The following is a 21,285-nucleotide window of genomic DNA, read 5'->3' as shown; positions in this document are numbered from 1 at the left end:
GCATGGCACTATCGCCAAGGTCACCGTCAAGTTACTGACGGTAAATCAGATCTGGTCACTCGAGGGGGAGCTCGTGAACCGACGCCGCCACGCCACCGCCGCGATCACCGTGATCTGCGCCCTGACCGTGCTGGCCTCTCCCGCACTGACTCTCCAGGCCTCGGCCGCACCGCTGCCGCCTCCGCCGCCGAAGAAGAGCCTGGAGGAGGTGCGCAAGGAGATCGAGGTCCTGTACCGGCAGGCCGCCGTCGCCACCGACGCGTACAACCTCGCGGAGGAGAAGACCAGGGAGCAGTCCGCCGAGATCGTCCGGGTCGCCCGGATGATCGTCGAGGGCCGCGAGAAGATCGAGGACCTCAAGGCCAAGGCCGGCGCCGCCGCCCGCGCCCAGTACCGCAACGGCGGGCTCCCCGAGGGCGCGCAGCTCGTCCTCACCAACGACCCGCAGCTCTTCCTCGACACCGCGGGACGGCTCAAGGCCGGGGCGAAGGCCACCACGGACCTCCTCGGCGAGATGGACCGCACCCAGGCCCAGTTGGACGTGTACGCCAAGGACGCGGGCGTCAACTGGACCAAGCTGGAGGCCAACCGCGTCCGGCAGGCCCAGGCCAAGAAGCAGATCAACGACAGGATCGAAGCGGCGAAGAAGCTGGAGTCCACGCTCGCCGCCGAGGAGCGGGAGCGGCTGCGCCGCCTTGAGGAGCAGGCGCAGTACCGGGCCCAGACGACCTGGCTCGGCACGGGCGTCCTCGCCGGCCTGAAGGCCGACACGACGCCGGAGGCCAAGAAGGCGATCGAGTTCGCCACGGCCCAGATCGGCAAGCCGTACGGGTGGGGGGACGAGGGCCCGAGCTCGTACGACTGCTCGGGGCTGACCCAGAGCGCCTGGGGATCGGCCGGCCGGCCGATCCCCCGCACCTCGCAGGAGCAGTGGCGCCTGCTGCCGCACGTGAACATCAAGGACATGCGGCCGGGCGACCTGATCGTCTACTTCAAGGACGCGAGCCACATCGGGATGTACGTCGGCAACGGCGCGATCGTGCACGCACCGCGCCCCGGACGGAACGTGACGATCGCGGGAGCGGGCTCGATGGAGATCCTGGGAGTCGTACGCCCGATGTGACGGACGGGGGCGCGGGCCGATGGACGGGCCGCGCGTGTCGATGGACGGGTGCGCGTGTCGATGGACGGGCGCGCGTGCCGATGGACGGGCGCGCGTGCAGACGGGCGGGGGGCCGACGGCCGGGCGAGGTGACATGCGCCCGGCCGCTGCTGTCGTGGAGCACGCACCCGCCGGGCCGCGTTCGTGGAGCACGTACCCGCCGGGCCGCGTTCGTGGAGCACGTACCCACCGGGCCGCGTTCGTGGAGCCCGTACTCACCCGGCCGCGTTGGCCGAGCCCGTACCCGTCCCGGTCTCCGTCGCAGACCCCGTACCCGCCCCGGCGTGACGTTTCTCATTGGGTTCGGGGTGGCCCGGCGGCCCCGCGGGGGCAAGTACCTCCCCTTCCGCGGCATATGCCAAGCCCGGCCCGGCCGTCGGTCGGCTGGTCACCATTCCGCTGCGCACCGCCCTACCGCTATGGTCCGGGACGGGCGGGGCGCCACCCGGCGCACCGCGCACCTCGGGGGGAGGGAAGGAAACCCGGACCGATGCCCGTATCCGTACCGCGTCAGAGAAACGTCTCTGCCGTTGCGGGACCCGGCGACGTCACCGTCACGGACGCCACCGCCATGGACGCCACCGCTATGACAGGCACAGTCACAGGCACCGACCGCACCGACCTCACTCTCCTGGTCGTCGAGGACGACCCGGCGGGTGCCCTCGCCGTACCCGAACTGCTCGACGCGGCCGACGCCGCCGGCACCCGGGTCCGCATCCGGACCGCGCGCAACCTGACCGAGGCCGAGCGGCTCCTCACCGACGACGTCCACTGCGTGCTGGTCGACCTCTCCCTGCCCGGCCCCCGCGCCGCCGCCGGCGACGACCCGCTCGCCCCGCTGCGGCACATCCTGCGCCTCGCCCCGCGCCACGCCGTGCTCGCGCTCGCGGCCTCCGCCGACGCGGAGCTGGCGGCCGAGGCGGTACGCGTCGGGGCCCAGGACCACCTGTTCCGCGAGGAGCTCGACGGGCGGCTGCTGAGCCGGGCCATCCGGTACGCGGTCGAGCGCAAGCGGGCCGACGCCGTACAGGTCAAGCTGGCCGAGTCACGGCTGCGCGCGCAGGAGAACGCCCGCCTGGAGCGCGGACTGCTCCCGACCCCCCTGCTGGACGGCTCCGACCTGCGGTTCGCCGCCCACTACCGGCCGGGCCGCTCGCGCGCCCTGCTCGGCGGCGACTTCTACGACACCGTGCGCACCCCCGACGGCACCGTCCACGCCATGATCGGCGACGTCTGCGGGCACGGCCCCGACGAGGCCGCGCTCGGCGTCGAGCTGCGCATCGCCTGGCGGGCCCTGACCTTCGCGGGACTGTGCGGGGACGAGCTGCTCTCGACGATGCAGCAGGTCCTGGAGCACGAGCGGGAGAGCGACGAGATCTTCGCGACGCTCTGCACCGTCGACATCGCACCCGACGGACGCCGCGCGGGCCTGTGCCTGGCCGGCCACCCGTCCCCGCTGATCGCCCGGCAGGGGCGGGCCGCCCGGCTGCTCCCGTACGAGGACGGCGGCCCGGCCCTCGGACTGCTGCCGCGCGCCCGCTGGCCGCGCCGGCAGGTCGAGCTGGGCGGGGCGTGGAGCCTGCTGATGTACACGGACGGGCTGATCGAAGGCCGCTCGGCGGGCCCCGGTTCGCCCCGGCTCGGCCAGGACGGGATGGTCGGGATGATCAACCGGCAGCTGGCGGCGGGGCTGCGGGGCGAGGAACTGCTGGAGGCGGCGGTCACGGAGGTCCGCTCGCTGAACGGCGGAGAGCTGACCGACGACGTCGCGGTGCTGGCCCTGGAAAGGGACAGGACCCGGGGGTAGTGATCCCCTCGGGCCCTGTGTCCGGCTGGTTCTGTGTCCGGCCGGCGGTTCTGCGTCCGGCCGGCTGGTTCTGCGTCCGGCTGCTAGCGGCCGCCGTTGTAGGGGCCGTACGGTCCGTCGCTGCTTGAGCCGCCGCCACGGCGGCCACCACGGCCGCCGCCCGAGACCTGCGCGAGCGCGGGACGGACGTCCACCATGAAGACGATGGCGGCGATCAGACCGGCGATCTGCAGGAACAGCATCGGCAGCAGCAGGTTCAGGACGAGGTTGATGCCCAGGATGATCAGCCAGAACTTCTTCGTCTGCTTCTCGGCGGCGCGGTAGGCGTCCTCGCGCGCCATGGCGGCGAAGACGAGCGCGGCGACGGCGAAGCCTGTGAAGACCAGGAAGATCACCAGGGAGAGGAGGGAGTCGAATCCCGCGCGCAACATGCTGAGCACCGCCTAGTGAAGAGGGGAAGAGCGCCTCGCGGTCAAGGTACCCGGTTCAACGCACCGGGTACCCGTAATGGTGCCCGGAGCTACTCCGTCTCGGCGGTGACGCCCGCCTTCTTGGCGGGGGCCTTGCGCGCGGTGGCCTTCTTGGCGGGCGCCTTCCCGGCTGCCACGGGCTCGTCGCCGGCGGCGGCTTCGTCGGCCTCGGCCTTCGTCTCCTCCGGCTCCACGACGACGGCGATCTCGACGATCTCGTCGGCGGCCTCGCCGCGCCAGGCCTTGACGGCCTCCTCGCCGTGGGCGGCGACCTCCTCGTACTTCTCGCGCGCCTTGACCGCGTACTCGGCGGCGACGCCGACCCCGCGCAGAGCGAGGTCCTGAGCGGTCTCACCGAGCTTCTTGAGGTCCGTGTCGAGACCGCCGACGACATCGGCGAACTTCGACTGCACGGTGGCCTGGGCCTCCTTGGCCTGCGTGGTCACCTTCTCCTGCACGGCCTTCGGGTCGGCCTTCCGAACGGCCTCGATCCGCGCGGGCGCCTCGGCGGCGAGCTGCTCGATCAGGCCGGGAACCTTCTTGGCCTGCTGGGCGACGAGGTCGGCGGTGCCGGCGGCGAAGTAGAGAGGGGTACGCAGTTCGTCGATGATGGCCATGCTGGTGGTCCTCCCGGTGGTGACGTACGAGCGAGGGTCTGGGGTCACTGGCTAGCTCTGGGGCGAGGGGGCGTCGGGCGCGGCGGCTTCGGCCGGTGCGGCTGTCGCGTCCGCGTCGGCCTGGGCGGCTATCACTTCCGCTTCCGCTTCCGCCGCCGCTGCGGCTGTTGCGGCGGCGGCCTCGGCGGCGTTCTCCTTGCGGAAGGAGTCGTAGATCTGGAGCAGCACCTGCTTCTGCCGCTCGTTGATCGAGGGGTCGGCCAGGATGACGGCGCGCGTCTCCAGCTCGTCCCGCTCCTTCTCGTCGAGGATTCCGGCCCGTACGTAGAGCGTCTCGGCGGAGATCCGCAGCGCCTTGGCGACCTGCTGCAGCACCTCGGCGCTGGGCTTCCGCAGCCCGCGCTCGATCTGGCTCAGATACGGATTCGACACCCCGGCGGCGTCGGCGAGCTGCCGCAGGGACAACTGCGCGGTCCGCCGCTGCTCGCGGAGGTACTCACCGAGGTTGCCGAGATTGCCGACGTTGAGCGATGCCATGCTCCGACCATGCCAGCCTTTGCTAACTATTGCAAGCAGCCGCTTGCAAGAGTCGCCCTGGTCCCCGCGCGGACCTGTCGGCCGGGACCGGTGTCAGTGGCAGCACGTACGGTCTGCGCATGATCGACAAGTGGGCAGGGGTACGGGAACGGGTCGGGAGGCTGGGCACTCGGCCGGCGCGCGGTCAGGTCTTCGGGGCGTACGGGCACCGGTGGGCCTTGGAGGAGCCGCTCACCGAGGTGGAGCTCGCCGGACTCGAGGACCAGATAGGTGTGCGGCTGCCGGAGGAGTACCGGACCTTCCTCCTCCATGTCGCCGCGGGCGGCGCGGGGCCGGCCTACGGCCTCTTTCCCGTGCGGCGCGTACAGGACCGGTGGCGCTGGGAAGGCGACGGAGCCGACCTGGCGGACCTCTCCAAGCTCGCGGATCCCTTCCCCGCACAGGGACCGGACCCCAAGAGCCTCGACGAGCTTCTCGCCCGGCGCCCCGAGGAAGAGGACTTCGAGGAGATCGAGGAGTTCGACGACGCCATCGAAGCGTGGGACGAGCAGTGGTACGCCCTCGTGTACGCCCCGGAACGCACCGCCGGCGCCATCGCGATCTCTCATCTGGGCTGTGCGCTGCGGGAGTGGCTGGTCCTCAGTGGCGTACACCGGGGCACGATCTGGTCCGACCTCCGGGCGGACGACGGCGACGTGACGCCGCTCCTCGACGGTGACGGGAAGCCGGTGACGTTCGCCCGCTGGTACACCGCCTGGCTGGAGGAAGCCGAGCGTCTCGCGGCGGCGGCTCCGTCGGAGGCCTGAGACCTGATCCGAGGCCTGCGGCGAGCGGGACGGGACCGGTCGGGTCGCGCGCATGTGGGTGGGACTGGACGCGGTCGGCTGGGCCGGGCTGAAGCACAACTACGGGTCCGCCGAGGACATACCCGGTCTGCTCCGCCGGTGCGGCGGGGCGGACGCGGGCGGTGCGGGCGATACGGGCGATACGGGCGACCCTGGCGAGACGGGCGACCCTCGTGAGACAGGCCGCCCCGGCGAGACAGGCCACCCTCGCGAGACGGGCAGCGCGGCCGATACGAGTGCTCCGGGCGATACGGGTTCTCCGAGCGATACGGGTTCTCCCGACGATGCCCACCACGCGGCGTCCGATCTGCTCAACCAGCTCTTCCACCAGGGCGGCTGGATCTGTTCCGCCGCCCCGGCCGCGCTGCCCTTCCTCATGCGCCTGGCCACGACGCCGCAGGTGCCGACCCGCTGCGCGATGCTGGAGCTGGTGGCGATGCTGGCGGCGGAGGCCCGTCGCGTCGAGGTCCGGTTCCTCGATCCCGGCTGGGCGCCCGCGTGGGAACGGGCCCTGCCCGAGGTGCTCGGCCTGCTGGACGATCCCGATCCGCACATCCGGCGGGCCGCCGCCGACGTGCTCGGCGTCTGCGAGAGCCCCGGCGCATCGGTTCTGCCCGGACTGCTGCGGTGCTGGGAGACCGAGGGCGATCCGGCGACCCGCCTTGAGCTGGCCCTCTCCCTGGGCAAGGCCGCCCTGCGCGCGCCCGTCGGCGAGCACGGCACCGAGGCCTTCGCGCTGCTCCACGGTCTGCTCGACTCCCCGCACCCCCAGCTCCGGCTGGCCGCGGTGCACGCGCTCGCCCCGAACGACCCGGGCCTGCCCGCCCGCGAGCTCGGCCCCGTACTCGAAGCGCTCCGCGACCCCACCGTCGAGCTGTGGCGGAACACCAGCTCGGTGTGCACCGGCGTACGGGGTGTCCACCACTGGACCGCAGCGCTGATGACCGGCCCCGCCCCCGCGTTCACGCTCGGACTGCTGGCCGACCACCACGACCCCGAACAGCGCGTCGGCTCCCTGGCCCAGGCGGGCACGCTGCCGAAGTCCGGTTCCGGGCGGCCGAACTGCTGGCCTGCCTCGGCCCGGCCGCCGCCGCCGCCCACGCCGCCCCCCTCGCGGACCGGTTCAGGGCCTTGGCCGCCTCCGACACCCACCCCTGGACCCGTACCGAGGCGGCACACGCCCTCTGGGCGGCGACCGGCGACACCGAGACCGCCGTCCCCGTCCTCGTGGCCTCCGTCCGGGAACTCGCCACCGGCAGCCACCGGCCCGTCATGCTCCCTGCCGTACGCCATCTGGCCCGCATGGGCCGCGCCGCCCGGCCCGCCGCCGACCTGTTGCGCGAGGCACCCGCCCTTGACCAGCGGTTTCGCAGCCGCGGCGGCTGGCGCGGCTTCACCGGCGACGAGGACATCCGCACCGCCGTCGGAGAGCTGCTCATCGCCTGCGGCTGACGTACGGCGCGCCGCCCCGCGTGCCATCCTGGGAGCGTGACGCTGGAGGATCTCGTACGGCTACGCCGGGCGCGGGACGTGATGGACCGCGATTACGCGCTGCCGCTCGACGTGCCCGCGCTCGCCTCCGTCGCCCTGATGTCGACCGGGCACTTCGCCCGCAGCTTCCGGGCGGCTTTCGGCGAGACGCCGTACAGCTATCTGATGACCCGCCGCGTCGAGCGCGCGAAGGCGTTGCTCCGGCGGGGTGATCTGAGCGTGACGGACGTCTGCTTCGCCGTGGGGTGCACCTCGCTCGGGTCCTTCAGTTCCCGTTTCACGGAGCTCGTCGGCGAGTCGCCGTCGGCCTACCGGGCCCGTCGGCACGACGACGGCGCCGCGATCCCGGCCTGCGTCGCGAAGGTCCGTACCCGGCCGGTACGAAAGCCGTGATCCGCGCGCCTCGTACGGCCCCGTAACCCCCTCCCTTCCTCCCCCCATCGGTCAGGATCGGAGAAGCGGAATCTGCTGTTGCGCCGTAGCTTCGATCGCATGAACGTCAAGCTCTCGCAGTGCTTCATCGCCGTCGACGACCATGACAAGGCCCTCGCCTTCTACCGCGACGCCCTCGGTCTGGAGGTGCGCAACGACGTCGGTTTCGAGGGGATGCGCTGGGTGACCGTCGGGTCTCCCGCGCAGCCCGACGTCGAGATCGTCCTCGAACCGCCGCTCGCGGACCCCAACGCCTCCCCCGCCGACCGCCAGGCCGTGGCCGAGCTGCTCGCCAAGGGCATGCTGCGCGGCGTGATCTTCTCCACGGAGGACGTCGACGCGACCTTCGAGCACGTCCGCGCGGCCGGTGGCGAGGTCCTCCAGGAGCCGGTCGACCAGCCGTACGGCGTCCGCGACTGCGCCTTCCGTGACCCCGCCGGCAACATGCTCCGGTTCACGCAGCCCCGCGCGACCTCGTAACCCACCTGCCCGGCGACCCTCCCTCGTGGCAGCATGTGAGCCGGTCCAACAGGGAGGGTCCACATGACAGTTGTACGCATCCGGCGGGGTGCTCCGTACGCCGCCCGGTCCGCCGGCTCCGCCCAGGACCGGTCGTGGTGAGCCCCCCGCCCCGGCGTCGCGCGGATGTCCTCGACGAGGACGAGCCCGGCGGTACGGCGGTCCCGGACCCGCGATTCTCAGGGCCGGCGACCGGGGACGAGCGGCAGATGCTCGCGACGTTCCTGGCGGACCAGCGGACGACCCTGGTCCTGAAGTGCGCGGGCCTCGAAGGGGAGGGGGAGCCGATCGCCCGGCGGGCCGCCGAACCGTCGACGCTCTCGCTGCTCGGCCTCGTCCGGCACCTCACCGACGTCGAACGCCACTGGTTCGGGCAGGTGCTGGCCGGACGGGACGACGCAGGCGCCCTGTACTCCTCGGCCGACGACCCGGACGGCGACTTCGACGGCGCGACGCCCGACCCGTCGGCCGTCACCGACGCCTGGAAGGCCTGGCACGAGGCGGTGGACTTCGCCGAACGCTACGCCGCCGAGGCACCGGACCTCGACGTATCGGGCCACGACTCCTGGCGCGGCCACGTCTCGCTCCGCTGGGTCCTCATCCACATGATCGAGGAGTACGCACGCCACAACGGCCACGCGGACATCCTCCGCGAACGAATCGACGGAACACGGGGTCTGTGACGACGACGCGGGCGGGATGAGAGGGGCGGAAGAGGCGCGACCGGACGGCCACCTCACCCCACCGGGCCCGCCGGACCCACCGGACCCACCGGACCCACCCCACTCACCCACCCCGCAAGCGCCTCGAAGTCCGCCGCCCCGAGCCCCCGGCCGGGGTCCACCCGATGGAGCAGCGCCCGCCCGGGATGGTGGTCGGCGACCCAGGCCCGGTCCGCCGCACCGATCTCGTCGTCCACCCAGGCGAACGGCCGCCCGGCCGCCCACGCCACGAGCGCGGGCGTCTTCCAGTGCAGGCCCGCCCGGCCGGGTGCGGGGTCCTCGTCCGGCCAGGGGACGAGAGGCAGCGCGGGCAGCCCGAGGCGCGGGGCCACCCAGGCGTTCGCCTCCTCCTCCCAGGTCGTCGCCCACACCAGCTCGTACGGCAGCGCCGCGAGCCGAGGCCCCTGCGCGGGATCGAGCCGCGCGAGGAGAGGGCTGACGGAGGCGGGCACCGCGGGCGGGTACGTCGGGTACGTCCCGCCCGCCGCCCCGAAGGGGATCAGCGGTCCGTCCACATCCAGGAACAGCAAGGGCTGAGGCAGAGGCAGCGGGCCCTCGCCACCCGTACCGCGCGCCCTCTCCCCCTCGTACGCCCCCGCCACGTACGCCCCCGGCCCGTACACCTTCGCGCTCGTCATGCCTCCATCCTGACCCCCACCCCTCGGCTACGGAGCCGCCGCGACCGGTCTCGCGATGCTCCCCGCCGCCGCCGTCATCGGCGCCGTCCCGCTCGGCGTCTCGGCCCGCCTCATCGCCCGCTTCGGCGAGCGGAACGTCCTGCTCACCGGCCTGCTGATGCTCGTCGGCGTCCTCGGCCTGCTGGTCCGCGTCCCCGTCCACGCCTCCTACGTGACGGACCTCCTCCCCGTGATGGTGCTCGCCGCCGGCTTCGGCCTGGCGCTCCCCGCCCTCACCTCGCTCGCCATGTCCGGCGCCGAGGAGGCCGACGCGGGCCTCGCCTCCGGGCTCTTCCACACCACCCAGCAGATCGGCATGGCGCTCGGCATCGCCGTCCTCTCCACCCTCGCCGCCTCCCGCACCGAGTCCCTCACCGCCGCCGGCCGGCCCGCCGCCGAGGCCCTGACCAGCGGCTACCACCTCGCCTTCGCCGTCGGCACCGCACTCCTCCTCGCCGCCCTGGCCCTCGCCCTCACCGTCCTGCGCCGCCGCCCCGAACAGGTGTCCGCGCCCCTCACAATGGCGGCATGAGAGCCGATCGACTCGTCGCCGCCCTGCTCTTCCTCCAGACCCGGCAGCGCGTCACCGCCGCCGAACTCGCCGCCGAACTGGCGGTGTCCGAGCGCACCGCACGCCGGGATCTCGAAGCTCTCGCGAGCTCCGGGATCCCGGTGTACTCGCAGGCGGGCCAGGGCGGCGGCTGGTCGCTCGTCGGCGGAGCCCGTACCGACCTGACCGGTCTGACCGCCCCCGAGATCCGCGAACTCTTCCTGCTCACCGGCCCGGACGCCGAGGCGAGCCCGCAGACCCGGACCGCCCTGCGGAAGCTCGTACGGGCCCTCCCCGCGCCCCTCCGGGAGGGCGCCGAGGCCGCCGCCCGCGCGGGGATCTCCGACGCCACCGACTGGTCGGGCGCGGGGACGGAGGAGCCCCGACTCGCCCCGCTCCAGCGGGCGGTGGTCGAGTCGAAGGAGGTCAGGATCGGGTACGCGCGCCCCGGCCGCGAGCCGAGCGAACGGACCGTCCACCCGCTGGGGATCGCCGCGAAGGCCGGGGTCCGCTACCTCGTCGCGGACACCGAGCACGGTCTGCGCACCTTCCGGGTCGGCCGCGTCACCTCCGTGACGGAGACCGGCGCCCCCGCCGTACGGCCCGAGGGCTTCGACCTGGCCACCGCGTGGCGGGCACTCGCCGCCCGGATGGAGGACCGGCTGATCGCCGCGACGGTACGGGGCCGGGCCGCGCCCGGCACGGAACAGGTCCTGGAGGGCCTGCTCAACGGGCGCGTACGGTACGGGGAACGCGCCCCCGACGGCTGGACCCCCATCGAGGCCGACGGCCCCTCACCCGAGGTGATCGCCGCGCGGCTGGCGGGCCTGGGGGCCCGGGTGGAACTCCTGTCCCCACCGGAGGCCCGTACGGCCCTGGCCCGCATCGGCACGGAACTCACGGCGATGTACGGGCGGGCGGAGGCCGAGGAGAGGCCGGGGCCGACGACCGGTCCGCAGACCCCGCCGACCGCTACCCCGTCAGCCACTCCGGCAACTCCTCCTCGTGCACAAGGGTCAGCCGGGACACCGCGCGGGTGAGCACCACGTACAGCCGGTTCGCGCCCCGCGCCTCGGCCGCCACGATCGCGGCCGGTTCGACCGCCACGACGTGGTCGAACTCCAGCCCCTTGACCGCACTCGCCGGCAGCACGGTCACCCGCTCCCCGGCCTTCCCCGCCGCCTGCCCCAGCGCCGCCAGACACTCCGTCACCGCACGCCCCACCTCCTCGACCAGCCCCTCCGCCGTGATCACCCCCACCGAGCCCTCCGCCGCCAGCGCCGCGCGTACCGCCTCGCCGGCCGCCGTGCGGAGGTCCGTCGTCCGGTGGACCGTCACCTCGCCGTCCTTCCTCACCGACCGGCCCGCCGGCACGTCCGCGCCCAGGTGCGGAAGGAGCCGGTTCGCGAGGTCCACGATCGCCGCCGGCACCCGGTAGCCGAGGGTCAGCGGCACCACGGGCGCCCCGGGCCTGCCGAGGTGGGCGAGCTGTTCCCGCCAGTCGCGGGCCGCCCACGGGGTGGTGCCCTGAGCCAGGTCGCCGAGGACGGTGAGCGAGCCGAACTCGGTGCGGCGGGCGATCGCCCGGCACTCCATGGGCGAGAGGTCCTGGGCCTCGTCGACGACGACATGGCCGTAGCTCTCGGGCCGTTCGATCAGGCCCGCGAGCTCGTCGAGGAGGACGAGGTCGGCGGCGGTCCAGCGCGCCGAACGGTACGAGCGCGGCGGCCGCTCCCAGCGGATCGCCGCCCGCTCGGCCTCGGTCAGCGCCGGGTCGGCGGGATCCGCGAGGAGGCCCGCGAGGACCTCCTCGGGCGTGGTCCTCGGCCAGCACGCGTCGAGGAACGCGGTGACCGCCCGCGCCCGTTCGATCCGCCGCGCCCAGGCCGCGCCCATGGGCCCCCAGCGGCGTTCGGCACGCAGCTGGAGATCCCGAACGATCCGGGCGCGGACCCGCTCGCGGCCCGTCGCGTAGGGCGGCGCCTCCTCCCGTACCGCCGCGACGATCTCCGAGAGCCGCGCGGCCGGCAGCCTCCAGTGGTACGAGCCGTCCGGCACCGCGAGGTCGTCCGCCGGAGCCGGGTCGACCCGCCCGTACAGCGCGCGGTGCAGCACCTGCGCCATCCGGGCGTCGTGCTTGACCAGCGCCGCCGCCCCGCCGTCCTCGGCGCGTACCGGATGGCGCGCGATCTCGTCGTCGAGGGTGGCCTGCCGGATGCCGGTCTCGCCGAGCGAGGGCAGCACCTCGGAGATGTACGAGAGGAACGCCCGGTGCGGGCCGAGGACGAGGAGGCCGGAACGGCGGATCCGCTGCGGATGCGTGTAGAGCAGGTACGCGGCCCGGTGCAGCCCCACCGCGGTCTTGCCGGTGCCGGGCGCGCCCTGCACGCACAGGGAGGCGGCCGGGTCGGAGCGTACGAGGTCGTCCTGCTCGGGCTGGATGGTGGCGGTGATGTCCCGCATGGGCCCCACCCGGGGGCGCTCGATCTCCCCGGCGAGGAGGGCGCTCACCGTCACCGCCCCGCCGGCCGTGAGCTGTTCGTCCTCCAGGGCGGTCAGATCCTCCGACGCGCCCCGGCTGTACGGGGCCCAGCCGAAGCGGCGGCGACGGAGGACGCCCTGCGGATCGTGGGCGCCCGCCTGGTAGTAGGCGCGGGAGACGGGGGCGCGCCAGTCGACGACGAGGGGCGGGGCGGCGTGGTCCTCGGCGATGCGGCGGCGGCCGATGTGGTGGGTCTGGCCGTCCTCGCGGTCGAGGCGCGCGAAGAACAGCGGTCCCGGCGGCTGCTCCCGCATCTCCTTGGCGCGGCTGCGGAGGTGACGGCCGAGCGCCTCGGCGTCGGCGCCGGAGGCGGCGGTGTCCTCGCCGGTGACGACCTGCCCGGCGACGTCCTCGGTCATACGGATCAGGGCGGCACGGCAGGCGTCGTGGTGGGAGCGTTCGCGGGCGAGCTCAAGGTCCAGTGACGTCATTCCGACAAGCCTAACGGAAAACGTTACTGGGTTACATTTTTTACTCGTCTATGAATGCTCGCCCGCGGGGATCACCCCGTACGGGCTCTTCAGTACGGGCCCTTCAGTACGGGCCCCTCAGTACGGGCCCTTCAGTACGGGAGCCCCTCCCGCAGCGCCCGGAAGGCCAGCCCGGCGGCGGCCACCGCGTCGGCCTCCACCTGCCCGGCCGTCTCCCCGGCCGCGATCCGGGCCGTGTTCTCCTCGGCCAGGACGCGGAGCACGGCCACGATCTGGCCGGCGGCGAGCCGCGCGCCCAGGGGGTCGCCGCCGAGCGCGCCCGCGAGGACCGCCTCCGACCTCCGCTGGTACGCCTGCATGCGCGCCGCCAGGGCCGGGGTGTCGTACAGGAGCCGGAGGTACGCGAGGACCGCCGGATGGTCGCAGAGTCCGGTGACCGGGTCGCGCCGGGAAAGCCCGTCGAGGAAGTGGGCGTGGAGTGCGTCGAGCGGGGCGGTCCCGGCCCGGCGCCCGGCGGTCACCACCCGGGCCGACTCGTCCTCGTGGTCCGCGAACCGGTGCAGGACCAGGTCTTCCTTGGCGGGGAAGTAGCGGAAGAGGGTCGGCTTGGAGACCTCGGCGGCGGCGGCCACCTCGGCGACGGAGACGGCGTCGAAGCCCCGCTCGAGGAACAGCGCGATGGCGGCCTCCGAAAGGGCCTGCCGGGTCCGCTCCTTCTTCCGCTCACGCAGACCGGGCGCGGACGCACCACCCGAAGCGGACGTATCCGCAGACTCCGAGGTCACGACATACCCCTTTCCACCTGCGGCCATCCTAGTGAGGCGGCCGTACGGGGCTCAGAAGATGTCGGGCGAGAAGGCCCGCAGCGGGGTGCGGAACAGCAGGTCGGCGCGGGCCGCCGCGCCCGCCGTCAGCTCGTCCACGCGCCCCAGCCGGGAGAGCCGTACCGCCGACTCGTCACCGAAGGCGAGCACGCCCAGCTCGGCGATGTCGAAGGCGAGATCGGCGGACTCGGTGGTACGGGCACAGGAGACGCCGTCCGGGGAGGCGTCGAGGCGGTAGCGCCCGCCGGCGAATCCGCCCGCGTCCCGCACGTCGAGCACGAGACCGTCCGTCACCGGGTACGTACGGGTCTCCAGGACGCGGACGACGTCCAGGACGCGGACCCACAGCATGTCCGCATGCGTCACGACCTTCGCGGCGCGCGGGTCCGGCAGCAGCATCGGCAGCGGGTCGTCGGGCGCGCGGAAGCCGGAGCGGACGGTGGTGATCCAGTCGATGGAGCAGACGTAGGTCCAGAGGGCGCGCTCGGCGGCCGGGGTGCAGGCGATCAGGTCGCGCACCTTCGCGGTGTTCACCGGCTGCTTGGCGTCGTCCCACTTCCCGTCGGAGCCGTAGGCCACGTATCCCTCGGCCTCACCGGACTCGTTGCGGTAGAGCGCGTAGTACGGCTCCGTCCAGGGCTCGGTCTGTACGCCGAGGCCGGTGCCGAACTCCCAGTCGCGGGTGCTGCGGTGGGTGACCCCGGCGCGGAGGCCGGCGAGCCGGCGGTGCACCTCGGGGCCGGTCTTGCGGATCTCGTCGGCGTCGGTGAGGTCGATCCGGCCGCCGTCCTCCGGGCGGCCCGAGCGGCGCGGGTCGAGGCCCGCGCGGCGCAGGTCGACGCTCCACTCGGTGGCCCAGCTCGCCGGGCCGAAGCCGAACCGCCCGTAGATCGGGTACTCGGCGGCGATCAGGGTCGCGATGGCGTCGCCGCGCTCCCGGGCGGCGCCGAGGTCGTCGCCCATCATCCGGCCGAGCAGTCCGCGCCTGCGGTGCGTCGGGGAGACGGTGACCTGGGTGATGGCGTCGGCGGTGAGGGTGCCTCCGCCGACCGTGCCGACCTCCTGCCGGAACGACCGGAAGGTGGCGACGACGCGGTCACGGTCGAAGGCGGCGAGCGTCCGCGCGAGGTCGGCGTGGGCCAGCCGGTCGGCGGCCTCCGCGTCGGACACGACGGGCGGGCGGAGGAACCCGGTGCGCAGGGCCCGAAGCCAGTCGGGGAACTCGGACTCCGCCACCGTGCGTACGTCGACAGTCATCCCTCGACCCTATGCACGGCCCGGGCACGACCGCACCCGACTTTTCCGGGGGTACGCGCACGGGGGGGGCGGGCGAACAGGCACTCCGCCCGCGCCCCGTTCCCCACCTCCCGGCCTCCCCGCCCACCGGCCTCCCGGCCTCAGGCCAGCAGGTCGTCGACCTGGGCCTCGCCCTCGCGGTAGCGGCGGGCGATCTCCGCGCTGCATCCGTCGGCGGTCCGCTGGAGGTGCTGGCGGCGCCGCGAGATCTGCTGCTCGTACCCGGCGAGCCGCCCCATCCCCGCGTGCAGCTCGTCGTCCGTGCGGGCCGTCAGGTCCGACAGCTCGACCTCCGACAGCATCTCGGCCGCGAGCCGCCGGTACTCCTCGCTGCGGGGCGTCGACAGGGTCACGTGCCGGGCCGAGCTGCGGTGCCGCGAGGGCACGTCGGCGAGGATCTCGGAGAGCCGGTCGAGGACCGGGGCCTCCGGGTCGGTCCGCCGCGCCAGCTCGGCGCGCAGGATGTCGATCCGGCCCTGGAGCATCCGGCGTACGTAGCTCAGGTCGGCCTCGTCGCTCTGGGCGTCCCGGCGCAGCGCGCGCAGTTCGGGCAGCCGCAGTGCGCCGAAGTCCGGTTCGGCCCGGTCCGGCAGGGCCGGTTCGGCGGTCCGCTGCACGGGTGGGCGTGTGACGGGGCCGGCGCCCGCTCCTCCGCCCCGGGTTCCGGTGCGGATCAGCGGTACGGGGCCGGACGGCGTCGGCCCGGTGCCAGGTGCACTCATGAGAATCGTCCCCTCGACCGGTGCGGAGCCGCACCGCCTGACACGCATGGTGCCACTCCTGTACGCGCACGTGCAGGCGCTCTGCACCCGTTCGGCCCCTCATCCGTCGGACTGGGGGCGGATCGGTAGGTTGGGGCGTATGCGTGCAGTGGTGCAGAGGGTGGACGGCGCGAGCGTCGTCGTCGCAGGGGAGACCGTCGGTGAGATCACCGGGGAGGGCTTGTGCGTGCTCGTCGGGGTGACGCATGACGACACCCCGGAGAAGGCGGCCCAATTGGCCAGAAAGCTCTGGTCCGTCCGGGTACTGGACGGCGAGAAGTCATGCTCGGACGTGAACGCGCCGCTGCTCGTCGTCTCCCAGTTCACCCTCTACGGAGACGCCCGCAAGGGCCGCCGCCCCACCTGGAACGCGGCGGCCCCCGGCCCGGTCGCCGAACCCCTCGTGGACGAGGTGGTGGCAAGACTGCGCGACCTGGGCGCCCACGTGGAAACGGGCCGCTTCGGAGCGGACATGCGCGTCTCACTCACGAACCACGGCCCGTTCACGGTACTGATCGAGGTGTGAGGGCCCGAGCCGCCCGGGGTCCGACAGCCCCGCGCGCGGGGCGCCGGGGCCGTCGTACGGGCGCGGGCCACGCACCCGGAAAGACAGCCCCCGGCGCGGCCACGCCCGACCGCCCTACGGCTCGACCACCGTCTCCTGTGCCGCCGCCGTCGTCCCCGCGATCAGCGGTGCGTCCACCGGGACGTTGCGCTTCACCAGGGCCAGGGCGATCGGGCCCAGTTCGTGGTGGCGGACCGCCGTCGTCACGAAGCCGAGCTGGCGGCCCTCCTCGCCGTCGGACGCCAGGCGGAGCGGGGTGCCGTGGGCCGGGAGCAGGACCTCGCTGCCGTCCAGGTGCAGGAAGACCAGGCGGCGCGGCGGCTTCCCCAGGTTCTGCACCCGGGCGACGGTCTCCTGGCCCCGGTAGCAGCCCTTCTGGAGGTGGACGGCGCTGCCGATGAGGCCGACCTCGTGCGGGATGGTCCGGTGATCGGTCTCGAAGCCGAGCCTCGGGCGGTGCGCCTCGACGCGCAGCGCCTCGTACGCGAGGATGCCGGCGGCCGGCCCGTGGGAGGCGGCGAAGGACTCCAGGTCGGCACGGGGCAGGAACAGTTCGCGGCCGTGCGGGGTCTCCCGTACGACGGCGCCCTCGGGCACCTCGGCGATGGAGCCGGCCGGGAGGTGGACGACGGCGATGTCCTCCGTACGGTCGGCGACCTCGACGCGGTAGTAGAACTTCATCGACTCCAGGTACGCGACGAGTTCCTCCCGCGTCCCCGGCTCGACGTGCGCCCACAGCGTCTCGCCGTCGTCGACGAGGTACAGGGCGTGCTCGATGTGCCCGTTCCCGGACAGGATCAGCGCCTCGGTGGCCCGGCCGGGCGCCAGGTCCGTCATGTACTGGGTGACGAGCAGGTGCAGCCAGCTCAGCCGGTCGTCACCGGTGACGGCGACGACACCGCGGTGCGAGAGGTCGACGAAACCGTGTCCGTCGGCGAGGGAGCGCTGCTCGCGGAACAGGTCGCCGTAGTGCGCGGCGACACCTTCGTCGCGGCCTTCGGCGGCGACGGCACCGGGCAGGGACAGCAGAGGGCTCTTCATGAGAAAAGCCTACGACTCGGAGGCCCGGTCCCTCAGGGCGCGGTCCCCGTCGCCCCGGACGCGGTCTCCTCTTCCTGCCGGGCGCGGTCCTCCGCCGCCTTCTTCGTGCAGTCCGCGCAGCGGCCGAAGATGGCGAAGTGCTTCATGTCCGTCTCGAAGCCGAAGGTCTCCCGGAGCTTCCCGGTGAACTCGGCGGCGACCTCGACGTCCGCCTCGATCACCCCGGAGCAGTCACGGCACACCAGGTGCAGATGGTGGTGCCGGTCGGCGAGGTGGTACGTCGGAGCCCCGTGCCCCAGATGGGCGTGGCTCACCAGCCCGAGCTCCTCAAGGAGCTCCAGGGTCCGGTAGACGGTGGAGATGTTCACCCCGGAGGCCGTCCTGCGGACCTCCACCAGGATGTCGTCGGGCGTCGCGTGCTCCAGCGCGTCGACGGCCTCCAGGACGAGCTGACGCTGCGGCGTCAGCCGGTAACCGCGCTGCCGCAGGTCGCTTTTCCAGTCGGTGCTCACCACGCCCCCCAGTGTAGGAGGGCGCGGCGCGCCGCCCCAGACTTCCTAGCGGAAGAAGGCGATGCCGTCGTCGGGCATGTCGGGAAGGTTGCGGGCCATCTCCGCGACCTCTTCCGGCGTGACGACCTTCTTGAGGTGCGCCGACATGTACGGCCGCAGCGGGACCTCGGGGGTCGCCTTCTCGCCCACCCACATCAGGTCGCTCTTGACGTAGCCGTAGAGGCGCTTGCCGCCGGAGTACGGGCCCGAGGCCGCCGTCCGGGCGACGGCGTCCGTCGCCAGGTCGATCTGCGGCTTCTGGTCGGCGAGCTCGCCGTACCAGATCTCGACGATGCCCTGGTCGCGGACCATGACGATCTCGACCTGGCGGTCCTTGTCGATCCGCCAGTAGCCGCTCTCGCTCTCCAGCGGGCGGACCTTGTTGCCCTCGGCGTTCAGGACCCAGGAGTGGGACGTGTACTCCAGGAAGTCCCGGCCGTCGTGGCTGAACGTCACGGACTGGCCGAAGTTGCACTTCTCGGCGCCGGGGAAGTCGGCGACGCCCGCGCCCTCCCACGTGCCGAGCAGGAACGCGAGGGGGACGAGGCCCGGGTTGAGGTCGGAGGGGATCTCGATCATGAGCGGCTCTGGCGTTCTCTAGGAAGTGGTTGGCGAGAAGGGGGTTAGCGCTGGCCCTGGTACAGCTTCTTCACGGCCAGACCGGTGAAGGCGAGCACGCCCACGCAGACCAGGACCAGCAGTGTTTCGAAGAAAAAGATCACGGGGTGCTCCTCGACTGAGCGGTGAAGGCGGAACGGGCCGGACCCCAGCTTAGTGGGCGGGGGCCCGGCCCACTCGGTGAGGTGGGTCTAGCGGGGTACGGCTACCCGAGCAGCTGGTTCTGCAGCGTGACCGTCTGCTGGAACGGCACGCCGAGCGCCTCGCCCTTGCGGGTCTGGGTGATCAGCGCGAGGGTGTCGCCCGCCTGGACGTAGGCCCAGCGGACCTGCTCGGGTCCGTAGGGCTTCTTCTCCCGGAAGGCGTACGCGCGCGTCTCAGGTACCTCGATGTCGTCCGCGAAGGTCTCCGGGACGACGTTCTCGACTCCGTCCGGCAGCGCCTTCGGGCCGTCCGTGAAGTCGATCTGCAGGGCCTCGTCCTGGTACGCCTCGGCGTACGCGACGGAGCTGAACCGGAGCAGATGGATGGTGGTCCGGGTGCCGTCCGGGGTCGTCCACCCCCGGGCGGCGACATGCCGCAGGGTGGAGTCCGCCAGGCCCTGCCGGAGGGCGCCGCGGAACTCCTTCCCGTAGAGGGAGAGGTACGCCTCCGTGGACACGAACCCGCCGTCCAGCTTCGGGTCGGGCGTCGCCCCGGCCGGCGGGGGCAGCAGCAGTTCGCGCACGTCGGCGTAGTGGATCTCGCCGTCGTTGGCCGCGGTGAACGGGCGGGGCCGGTCGGCCGGCAGCGCCGGGAGGCGGAGCTTCGGGTACTCCCAGCGCCCGTCGCCCTCGGTCGCGAGTCCGGGAACCTCGTCCCGGTCGAGCCCGGTGATCCCCAGGGCCGTACCCGCGCCGACGCCGCCGCACACGACGACGGCGGCCGTCCACCGGGCGACGGCCCACAGGACGCGCCGGGCCCGCCGGGGGGCGGGAGCGGCGGCGGCTTCCACGACAGGGTCCGGGGCGGCGTCGGGGGCGGCTGCCGGGGCGGCGTCGTCCACGACAGGGTGCGGGGCGGGCCGCACCGCTTCCGCGGCAGGCTCCACCACGTCGGCCACCACGTCGGCCTCCGCCTCGGCCGTCTCGGCCGTCTCGGCCGTCTGCTTCGTCGACTGCTCGGTCATATGTACTCCCCCGGGGACTCGATGTGGCGGAGCTGCTTCTCGACGAGGGCCGCCACGGCCTTGGTGCCGAGGGGCGGGACGCCGTACGCCGTGACGGAGACCATGACCTCGCCGTCGTACGCCACGCAGATCACCGCCCGGAGATCGGGGGTCCGCTCCTCGCCGTCGTCCTCGGGCTTCTCGGGTTCGGGGCTCAGGTGGCAGAAGGCGTTCCGCGCGTGGCCCTCGATCTTCGGGCCCTTGTCCAGGTCGAGCAGCTCGGCCAGGTCCTTGCGGATCTCGAAGAACTTCCGGACCGCCTTCTTGTCCTTCATCCGCAGGATGGACACCTCCGCCTGGAGGCTGTTGTCCACCCGGGCGTACGAGCGGACCGCCATGCCCTGGATGCCCAGCGCGTCGACCGCCTTCTCGTACGTCCGGCGCTCCTTGCCGTAGACGCCCTTGCTGCTCTTCTTGAAGAGGGCCGCGGCCTGCTTGGCGCCCAGTTCGTCGTCGTTGCCGTAGCCGGCGAGGTCCGCGCCGAGCACGTAACCGTCGGGTACGGGCAGCAGGAGCTTGCTCATCGACGTGGAGGCGCGGCCCTTGTCGACGGATGCCGCGGGGTCCTCGGGGGTGGCGGTCGCGGAGGGCTCCCGCCACCCGACGGTGGGCGCCGTGCGGTCGGCCCCGTCGACGGTGGTGGCGGTGTACGCGACCCCGCCGCCCACCGCTCCGAGCACGAGCACGGCGGACAGCACGTTCTTCAGGAGGCGGCGAGCGCGGCCCCCGGACTTCTCGGTCACAGGCGCCCCAGCTGCCGCTCGGCCAGGGAACGGATCTCGTCCCCGGAGATCTTCCGCGTGTCGGAGATGATGATGGTGATGGCGATGTCACCGCGCTGGATGAAGGCGCGGGCGTCGTAGTCGTCCAGGTAGCCGGCCCTGCGGTCCACCGGGTAGACGAAGTAGCGCCCGTTCCCCGAGCCCTTCACCGGCTCCCCGATGGAACCGGACTTGCCCTCGCTCATGGCGATGCCCTGTTGCATCCGCACGTGCTCGTACGCGCCCATCCCGGAGTTCGAGCGGTACTGGGTCAGTTCGATCTTGACCCACCGGTGCTCGCCCGACTGCCAGGTGCGCACGGCGGCCCGCCGGAAGCCCTGTTCGAGCTGGAAGTCCAGCGCCGCGTCGGGCCGGGTGAAGTCGTTGGCGTACTCGACCAGCGACTGCCAGCCGTCCTCCTCGGCGGCCCGCGCGCCCGCGGGCCGGGGCAGCAGCAGCTTCCGCAAGTCGCCCTCGGTCTTCAGCTGCCGGTCCTCCTTCGCCGACAGCGCCTCCGGTTCCTGCCCCTTGGGGAGCGGCTTGGCCGGGTAGGCCAGGCCGGGCTGGTTCAGCGGCGGGAGCGCGACCGGCTCGCGGTCGGCCTGGACGCGGTAGCCGACGGCCGTGCCGCCGACGAGGCCGAGGACGGCGGCGACGGCGATCAGTCCGACGGTACGGAGGACACGGCGGCGCGGTCGTACGGGCGACGGCTCCGTCGGCGGTGTGTCCGGGGACACAGCCGGTGCCGCGTCCGGCAAAGCGACCGGAGGCGCGGTTTCCGTCGCCGCCTCCGGGTCCGGCGGTGGTGCCGTATCCGTATTTTGGATACTTTCTTCGATGCTCAAGAGTCCCCCCACGA

The 21,285-nt window shown here is 73.2% G+C and carries 23 protein-coding genes and 1 pseudogene; 10 read left to right on the top strand and 14 right to left on the bottom strand.

Features of this window, described 5'->3' with window-relative positions; all coding sequences use genetic code 11:
- Positions 1 to 73: 73 nt before the first annotated feature.
- Together V4Y03_RS18280 and V4Y03_RS18275 are read left to right on the top strand one after the other, a co-directional pair.
- Entirely contained in the window at positions 74 to 1,123 is a 1,050-nt protein-coding gene (locus tag V4Y03_RS18280) for a C40 family peptidase (protein ID WP_332435588.1), read from the top strand.
- Between the two features lie 610 nt (positions 1,124 to 1,733).
- The gene (locus V4Y03_RS18275) at positions 1,734 to 2,969 is read left to right on the top strand and encodes a PP2C family protein-serine/threonine phosphatase (RefSeq protein WP_332435587.1); all 1,236 of its coding nucleotides are present in this window, start codon (positions 1,734 to 1,736) and stop codon (positions 2,967 to 2,969) included.
- 83 nt (positions 2,970 to 3,052) lie between these two features.
- On the opposite strand, the gene V4Y03_RS18270 is transcribed toward V4Y03_RS18275, so the two are convergent.
- The 3 genes from V4Y03_RS18270 to V4Y03_RS18260 form a co-directional block, all read right to left on the bottom strand.
- Entirely contained in the window at positions 3,053 to 3,400 is a 348-nt protein-coding gene (locus tag V4Y03_RS18270) for a DUF2516 family protein (protein WP_317873257.1), read from the bottom strand.
- A gap of 89 nt (positions 3,401 to 3,489) precedes the next feature.
- Positions 3,490 to 4,056: a hypothetical protein gene (locus V4Y03_RS18265; protein WP_332435586.1), complete on the bottom strand. Its 567-nt coding sequence runs from the start codon at positions 4,054 to 4,056 to the stop codon at positions 3,490 to 3,492.
- Between the two features lie 51 nt (positions 4,057 to 4,107).
- Entirely contained in the window at positions 4,108 to 4,593 is a 486-nt protein-coding gene (locus tag V4Y03_RS18260) for a helix-turn-helix domain-containing protein (protein ID WP_332435585.1), read from the bottom strand.
- Between the two features lie 119 nt (positions 4,594 to 4,712).
- Here V4Y03_RS18260 and V4Y03_RS18255 point away from each other — a divergent pair, with 119 nt between their 5' ends.
- The 5 genes from V4Y03_RS18255 to V4Y03_RS18235 all read left to right on the top strand — a co-directional run bounded on the left by V4Y03_RS18255 (position 4,713) and on the right by V4Y03_RS18235 (position 8,563).
- Positions 4,713 to 5,399, top strand: coding sequence for an SMI1/KNR4 family protein (locus V4Y03_RS18255; protein ID WP_332435584.1), 687 nt, complete (start codon positions 4,713 to 4,715; stop codon positions 5,397 to 5,399).
- A gap of 52 nt (positions 5,400 to 5,451) precedes the next feature.
- Positions 5,452 to 6,930 carry a HEAT repeat domain-containing protein gene (locus V4Y03_RS18250; RefSeq protein ID WP_332435583.1) on the top strand — a complete coding sequence of 493 codons (1,479 nt, stop codon included), beginning with the start codon at positions 5,452 to 5,454 and terminating at the stop codon, positions 6,928 to 6,930.
- A complete protein-coding gene (locus V4Y03_RS18245; protein WP_332435582.1) occupies positions 6,927 to 7,322 on the top strand; it encodes a helix-turn-helix transcriptional regulator in 396 nt (131 codons plus the stop codon). The genes V4Y03_RS18250 and V4Y03_RS18245 overlap by 4 nt, the downstream gene beginning before the upstream one ends.
- Positions 7,323 to 7,421: 99 nt before the next feature.
- Positions 7,422 to 7,841: a VOC family protein gene (locus tag V4Y03_RS18240; RefSeq protein ID WP_332435581.1), complete on the top strand. Its 420-nt coding sequence runs from the start codon at positions 7,422 to 7,424 to the stop codon at positions 7,839 to 7,841.
- 137 nt (positions 7,842 to 7,978) lie between these two features.
- The gene (locus tag V4Y03_RS18235; protein ID WP_443079799.1) at positions 7,979 to 8,563 is read left to right on the top strand and encodes a DinB family protein; all 585 of its coding nucleotides are present in this window, start codon (positions 7,979 to 7,981) and stop codon (positions 8,561 to 8,563) included.
- A gap of 53 nt (positions 8,564 to 8,616) precedes the next feature.
- On the opposite strand, the gene V4Y03_RS18230 is transcribed toward V4Y03_RS18235, so the two are convergent.
- Complete coding sequence (locus tag V4Y03_RS18230) at positions 8,617 to 9,240, bottom strand: hypothetical protein (RefSeq protein ID WP_332435580.1); 624 nt, start codon at positions 9,238 to 9,240, stop codon at positions 8,617 to 8,619.
- A gap of 22 nt (positions 9,241 to 9,262) precedes the next feature.
- On the opposite strand from V4Y03_RS18230, the pseudogene V4Y03_RS18225 reads away from it, so the two are divergent.
- Together V4Y03_RS18225 and V4Y03_RS18220 are read left to right on the top strand one after the other, a co-directional pair.
- A pseudogene (locus V4Y03_RS18225) lies at positions 9,263 to 9,811 on the top strand (MFS transporter); the annotation flags it as partial.
- The gene (locus V4Y03_RS18220) at positions 9,808 to 10,869 is read left to right on the top strand and encodes a helix-turn-helix transcriptional regulator (RefSeq protein ID WP_332435579.1); all 1,062 of its coding nucleotides are present in this window, start codon (positions 9,808 to 9,810) and stop codon (positions 10,867 to 10,869) included. The pseudogene V4Y03_RS18225 and the gene V4Y03_RS18220, both read left to right, overlap by 4 nt.
- Here V4Y03_RS18220 and V4Y03_RS18215 read toward each other — a convergent pair.
- The 4 genes from V4Y03_RS18215 to V4Y03_RS18200 form a co-directional block, all read right to left on the bottom strand.
- Positions 10,802 to 12,802 carry a HelD family protein gene (locus V4Y03_RS18215; protein ID WP_332435578.1) on the bottom strand — a complete coding sequence of 667 codons (2,001 nt, stop codon included), beginning with the start codon at positions 12,800 to 12,802 and terminating at the stop codon, positions 10,802 to 10,804. The genes V4Y03_RS18220 and V4Y03_RS18215 overlap by 68 nt on opposite strands.
- Positions 12,803 to 12,933: 131 nt before the next feature.
- A complete protein-coding gene (locus V4Y03_RS18210) occupies positions 12,934 to 13,587 on the bottom strand; it encodes a TetR/AcrR family transcriptional regulator (protein ID WP_317873267.1) in 654 nt (217 codons plus the stop codon).
- Positions 13,588 to 13,638: 51 nt separating this feature from the next.
- Positions 13,639 to 14,883, bottom strand: coding sequence for a GNAT family N-acetyltransferase (locus V4Y03_RS18205; RefSeq protein ID WP_317873268.1), 1,245 nt, complete (start codon positions 14,881 to 14,883; stop codon positions 13,639 to 13,641).
- Positions 14,884 to 15,023: 140 nt separating this feature from the next.
- Positions 15,024 to 15,644: an RsiG family protein gene (locus V4Y03_RS18200; RefSeq protein ID WP_317873269.1), complete on the bottom strand. Its 621-nt coding sequence runs from the start codon at positions 15,642 to 15,644 to the stop codon at positions 15,024 to 15,026.
- 139 nt (positions 15,645 to 15,783) lie between these two features.
- Between V4Y03_RS18200 and dtd the strand changes: the two genes are divergently transcribed.
- Positions 15,784 to 16,209 (top strand): D-aminoacyl-tRNA deacylase, encoded by a 426-nt coding sequence (dtd, locus tag V4Y03_RS18195; RefSeq protein ID WP_317873270.1) that lies wholly within the window; start codon positions 15,784 to 15,786, stop codon positions 16,207 to 16,209.
- Between the two features lie 114 nt (positions 16,210 to 16,323).
- Here dtd and ygfZ read toward each other — a convergent pair whose 3' ends face one another.
- The 6 genes from ygfZ to V4Y03_RS18165 all read right to left on the bottom strand — a co-directional run bounded on the left by ygfZ (position 16,324) and on the right by V4Y03_RS18165 (position 21,163).
- Entirely contained in the window at positions 16,324 to 17,289 is a 966-nt protein-coding gene (gene ygfZ, locus V4Y03_RS18190) for a CAF17-like 4Fe-4S cluster assembly/insertion protein YgfZ (protein ID WP_317873271.1), read from the bottom strand.
- A 32-nt stretch (positions 17,290 to 17,321) separates the two neighbouring features.
- Positions 17,322 to 17,804: a Fur family transcriptional regulator gene (locus tag V4Y03_RS18185; RefSeq protein ID WP_317873272.1), complete on the bottom strand. Its 483-nt coding sequence runs from the start codon at positions 17,802 to 17,804 to the stop codon at positions 17,322 to 17,324.
- Between the two features lie 42 nt (positions 17,805 to 17,846).
- Positions 17,847 to 18,419, bottom strand: a complete 573-nt coding sequence (locus tag V4Y03_RS18180; RefSeq protein ID WP_317873273.1) for an FABP family protein — start codon at positions 18,417 to 18,419, stop codon at positions 17,847 to 17,849.
- 244 nt (positions 18,420 to 18,663) lie between these two features.
- Positions 18,664 to 19,626 carry a hypothetical protein gene (locus V4Y03_RS18175; RefSeq protein ID WP_332435577.1) on the bottom strand — a complete coding sequence of 321 codons (963 nt, stop codon included), beginning with the start codon at positions 19,624 to 19,626 and terminating at the stop codon, positions 18,664 to 18,666.
- Positions 19,623 to 20,408 (bottom strand): hypothetical protein, encoded by a 786-nt coding sequence (locus V4Y03_RS18170; protein WP_332435576.1) that lies wholly within the window; start codon positions 20,406 to 20,408, stop codon positions 19,623 to 19,625. Before V4Y03_RS18170 ends, V4Y03_RS18175 begins: the two co-directional genes overlap by 4 nt.
- Positions 20,405 to 21,163, bottom strand: a complete 759-nt coding sequence (locus V4Y03_RS18165) for a hypothetical protein (protein WP_332435575.1) — start codon at positions 21,161 to 21,163, stop codon at positions 20,405 to 20,407. Before V4Y03_RS18165 ends, V4Y03_RS18170 begins: the two co-directional genes overlap by 4 nt.
- Positions 21,164 to 21,285: the final 122 nt, after the last annotated feature.

Origin of the sequence: Streptomyces sp. P9-A4 (assembly GCF_036634195.1) — a bacterium.
Taxonomy (GTDB): domain Bacteria; phylum Actinomycetota; class Actinomycetes; order Streptomycetales; family Streptomycetaceae; genus Streptomyces.
Note: the sequence above shows the minus strand (reverse complement) of the source record. Positions and strands in the feature narration are given on the sequence as shown.

Coding starts and splice junctions, on each gene's coding strand:
- V4Y03_RS18220 (WP_332435579.1), top strand. CDS start 9,808: ATGAGAGCCGATCGACTCGTCGCCGCCCTGCTCTTCCTCCAGACCCGG.
- V4Y03_RS18175 (WP_332435577.1), bottom strand. CDS start 19,626: ATGACCGAGCAGTCGACGAAGCAGACGGCCGAGACGGCCGAGACGGCC.
- V4Y03_RS18215 (WP_332435578.1), bottom strand. CDS start 12,802: ATGACGTCACTGGACCTTGAGCTCGCCCGCGAACGCTCCCACCACGAC.
- ygfZ (WP_317873271.1), bottom strand. CDS start 17,289: ATGAAGAGCCCTCTGCTGTCCCTGCCCGGTGCCGTCGCCGCCGAAGGC.
- V4Y03_RS18205 (WP_317873268.1), bottom strand. CDS start 14,883: ATGACTGTCGACGTACGCACGGTGGCGGAGTCCGAGTTCCCCGACTGG.
- V4Y03_RS18230 (WP_332435580.1), bottom strand. CDS start 9,240: ATGACGAGCGCGAAGGTGTACGGGCCGGGGGCGTACGTGGCGGGGGCG.
- V4Y03_RS18180 (WP_317873273.1), bottom strand. CDS start 18,419: ATGATCGAGATCCCCTCCGACCTCAACCCGGGCCTCGTCCCCCTCGCG.
- V4Y03_RS18240 (WP_332435581.1), top strand. CDS start 7,422: ATGAACGTCAAGCTCTCGCAGTGCTTCATCGCCGTCGACGACCATGAC.
- V4Y03_RS18255 (WP_332435584.1), top strand. CDS start 4,713: ATGATCGACAAGTGGGCAGGGGTACGGGAACGGGTCGGGAGGCTGGGC.
- dtd (WP_317873270.1), top strand. CDS start 15,784: ATGCGTGCAGTGGTGCAGAGGGTGGACGGCGCGAGCGTCGTCGTCGCA.
- V4Y03_RS18250 (WP_332435583.1), top strand. CDS start 5,452: ATGTGGGTGGGACTGGACGCGGTCGGCTGGGCCGGGCTGAAGCACAAC.
- V4Y03_RS18270 (WP_317873257.1), bottom strand. CDS start 3,400: ATGTTGCGCGCGGGATTCGACTCCCTCCTCTCCCTGGTGATCTTCCTG.
- V4Y03_RS18260 (WP_332435585.1), bottom strand. CDS start 4,593: ATGGCATCGCTCAACGTCGGCAATCTCGGCAACCTCGGTGAGTACCTC.
- V4Y03_RS18200 (WP_317873269.1), bottom strand. CDS start 15,644: ATGAGTGCACCTGGCACCGGGCCGACGCCGTCCGGCCCCGTACCGCTG.
- V4Y03_RS18275 (WP_332435587.1), top strand. CDS start 1,734: ATGGACGCCACCGCTATGACAGGCACAGTCACAGGCACCGACCGCACC.
- V4Y03_RS18265 (WP_332435586.1), bottom strand. CDS start 4,056: ATGGCCATCATCGACGAACTGCGTACCCCTCTCTACTTCGCCGCCGGC.